The organism is Paenibacillus sp. NMA1017 (assembly GCF_058895805.1).
The window spans coordinates 1-4,199 of sequence record NZ_JBZXYR010000034.1 but is presented as its reverse complement, the minus strand read 5'-3'; the positions used below and the strand labels follow the sequence as shown (position 1 = coordinate 4,199).

At 48.6% G+C, this 4,199-nt stretch carries 1 protein-coding gene; it reads left to right on the top strand.

All coding sequences use genetic code 11. The features are described 5' to 3' along the window. A partial coding sequence (locus tag AC5ELV_RS26175) for an amino acid adenylation domain-containing protein (protein WP_493432437.1) occupies positions 1-4,199 on the top strand: 4,199 nt, incomplete at both ends.

Genomic DNA, 4,199 nt, shown 5'->3' with positions numbered 1-4,199 from the left:
ATACCTCAGGATCTACGGGGAAACCCAAAGGGGTGATGGTAGAACACCGGGGAGTGATCAACCTCCAGCATTTCTTCGAGGAAAAATGGGAAGTGGGAGAATCGGACCGGATGCTGCAATTTGCCAGCAGTTCGTTTGACGCCTCGATCTGGGAAATGTTCACGATTTTGCTGGGAGGCGGAACGCTGTATCTGGTTTCGCGAGATATTATTAATAATCTGAATGAATTCGCACGTTTTATCAACGAAAACCAAATTACGATTGCGCTGCTGCCACCTACCTATTTGGCGGGAATTGAACCGGACAGGCTGCCGGCGCTGAAAAAACTGGTGACAGGCGGATCCGCGATCACCAAAGAACTGGTCACACGGTGGAAGGACAGCGTGGAGTATATGAACGCATATGGTCCGACCGAATCGAGCGTGATTGCAACGGCGTGGACGTATCGGGAAGAGGAGATGGGATATGCCACGGTACCGATTGGCAAACCCATTTCCAATACGCGGATTTACATTTTGGACAGGAACCAAAAGCTGCTGCCGCTGGGAGCAGCCGGAGAAATGTGCGTTGCGGGAGACGGATTGGCCCGGGGGTATCTGCACCGACCGGAGCTGACGGCGGAGAAGTTTGTGGCGAATCCTTACGAAGCCGGCGAGAAGCTGTACCGCACGGGTGATCTGGCGCGCTGGCTGCCGGACGGGAATATTGAATTTATGGGAAGAATCGACGATCAGGTGAAAATTCGGGGCTTCCGCATTGAGCTGGGGGAAATCGAAGCGCAGCTAATGAAGCATCCGCTTGTCCGGGAGGTGGCGGTGATCGCCAGGGAAGACAAGCAAGGTGAGAAGTATCTGGCAGCGTATTTTATAGCAGAAGGCGAACCGGGAGTAGATGAGCTGCGGGAACAGCTGTTGCAGGAACTGCCTGATTACATGGTGCCGTCCAGCTTTATGCAGCTGGGTCACATGCCGATGACTCCAAGCGGAAAAATTGATCGAAAGACATTGCCTGAGCCCGATCTGAGTGTGGCTGCAGGAGCGGAATATGTGGCACCGAGAGACAAAACAGAAGAAATACTGGCTGGAGTATGGGAAAACGTCCTGAAAGTCGAACGGGTCGGCATTAGGGACCACTTTCTGAATTTGGGTGGAGATTCCATTAAAGCCATCCAGGTCGTATCCAAGCTTCATGATTATAAGCTAAAGCTGCAACTGAAGGATCTTTTTGACCATCCTGTAATTGAACAGCTAAGTGCTTATGTACAATCTGTTGAACATACTGCTTTTCAAGGAACGGTAACAGGGGAAATCATGCCCACGCCCATCCAAAGCTGGCTTTTCGAGCAGCCTTTTGCAGCGAAACATCACTTCAACCAGTCGGTACTGCTGCATAGGAAACAGGGCTTCGACGAAAAGGCGTTAAGAGAAGTGTTTGATCGCTTGGTGGAACACCATGATGCGCTGCGTATTGTAGTGCGTGAGAAGGCTGGACAGGTGCTTCTGTTCAACCGAGGCCCGGAAGGTGAGCTATATTCGCTGGAAGTGAAGTATTATACAAATAATGATATATATGCTAGCTCTGTAAAGAAAGAAGCAGCCAAGCTTCAGTCAGATATGGATTTGCAATGTGGACCTCTGGTGAAATTGGGCTTGTTCAAAACAAGAGACGGTGACTATCTGTGTGTGAGTATTCACCACCTGGTGGTTGATGGGATTTCCTGGCGAATTCTTTTTGAGGATATTTCCACGGGATACCGGCAGGTGGAGAAGGGGGAAGAAGTCACGTTCAGAGAGAAAACGGACTCTTTCCTGACATGGTCTGAACAACTTTATGCATATGCCGGCAGCGGGGAGCTTCTGCAAGAAATCACATACTGGCGCGAGCTGGAGCAAAATGAAATCAAACCTATTCCTAAGGATTATTCCGTTCATGACAAAAAATATATGGATAGCGATCATATAGAAATCGAGCTGGATGAAGTCCAAACCGCCAAGCTGCTTAGAGAAGTGAATAAGGCTTACAATACCGAAATCAATGATGTTCTTTTGATGGCACTGGGAGAAGCCATTCGAGAATGGACAGGAGAAGACAAGGTACTTGTTAACCTGGAAGGGCACGGACGCGAAGAAATCATTCAGGATATGGATATCAGCAGGACCGTGGGCTGGTTTACCGCTCAATACCCTGTGATTTTGGATATGGCAGGTGTCAAGGACGTGTCTTCCCGGCTTAAAGCTGTCAAAGAAAGCCTGCGGCGCATTCCGCAAAAAGGCATCGGCTACGGCATTTTAAAATACCAGACGATTCTTCAGGACGAAGGAGTCTTAAGGTTTGATTTGAACCCTGAGATCAGCTTCAACTATCTGGGTCAGTTTGATCAGGATATCGATACCGAGATGTTTACCTTCTCTGATGTTCTTACCGATGTGACGGTTTCACCTGACATGCAAAGACCTTACTGTTTGGACATTAACGGAAGAGTGACTGATGGAAAGCTGCGGCTGAGTTTTGCCTATCACAAGCACGAATATGAAAAAGCCACGCTGATCAGAGTGGCGGAAGGCTTTAAGCGCAATCTGGAGCAAATTATCGAGCATTGCACATTACGGGAATATACGGAACTGACGGCCAGCGATGTAAGTTCCAGGAACATTACGATGGCGGAGATAGAGGAGGTATACCACGCGATGGGGGACTCGGGACACAATATCGAGGATATGTATACACTGACCCCCATGCAGTTGGGAATGCTGTACCACTTTCTCAGGGAACAAAACTCGCATACGTATTTTGAACAAGCCGTGCTCAGCCTGAGGGGCGAGATCGATCGAAGTTTGTTTGAGCGTGCTTTCCAGCAGATGGTTCAAAGACACGATATTTTGCGGACCGCCTTTGTTTACGAAAAGGTGGAAAAACCGGTTCAGGTCGTTTTAAAGGAAAGACCGATTGAAATATTTTTCGAGTATCTTTCCTTTTTGACGGAGAGAGAGCAAGAAAACTATCTGGAAGCGTATTTGGACAAGGACAGAGAAACGGGCTTTGATCTTACCCGGGAGCCGCTCATCAGAATCGCCTTGATTAGAATGGGAGCCGACAGCTACCGTTTGATTTGGAGTTTTCATCATATCATTATGGATGGATGGTGTTTTGGCATTGTATTTAAAGAGCTGCTGGAAATTTACAGTGCGCTTCATAAAGGAAGCATCCCTCAATTAGGTACGGTGTATCCTTATCGCCAATATATCCAGTGGATGGAACAAAGGGATGACCAGGAGACGGCGGTTTACTGGGAGAATTATCTCACGGAGTACGAACACCCGGCGCTGCTGCCTAGAACCAAAGGTGGTATGGCTAATCCGGGATACATTCAGGAAGAATACGATTTTACGATAAATAGGGAAATGAAGGCGAGTTTGGAGAGAATCGCAAGAGAAAGTGGTGCTACATTAAGTACGGTGATACAGGCCGTATGGGGAATCCTGCTGCAACGGTACAACAACACCCGGGATGTGGTGTTCGGAACGGTTGTCTCGGGAAGACCTGGGGAAATCCAAGGCGTCGAACGGATGGTAGGACTGTTTATCAATACGATTCCTGTCCGAGTCCGGACTGAAGAGGAAGAAAGTTTCTTGGACCTGGTTGCCAAACTGCAGCGGGAGGCATGGCTATCTGAGCGGCATCACTATTATCCGCTGGCGGAAATTCAGTCGCGGACCGCCCATGGAGGCGGATTGGTGCAAAACCTGCTGGCTTTTGAAAACTACCCGTCGGAGGAAGCCGTCAAAGGACAGGATGACCATGGAACGGATTTGAGGGTTCTGTCCGCGAAGGTCTCCGAACAGACGAATTTTGATTTTAATTTCATTGTTGTGCCTGAGAATGATTTGCAGATCAAATTCCGCTACAATAGCTTGGCCTATGACAGAAACTTTATGGAGCGGGTAGCAGGGCAGATCAAAATGATCATTCGTGAAATTATTCGTTGTCCAAAGATACGGATTTCAGATATCGAGATTGTGCCGAAGGAAGAAAGTAGCCTGCTGGTTCGCGATTTTAACCACACGGCGGGTGAATATCGGAAGGAACAAACAATCCAAGAGCTGTTGGAAGAACGAGCGGAGCAAAGAGCAGATCATCCGGCTTTGGTCTGGGGTGGGCAAACACTGACCTACCGGGAACTGAACGAACAGGCGAACCGA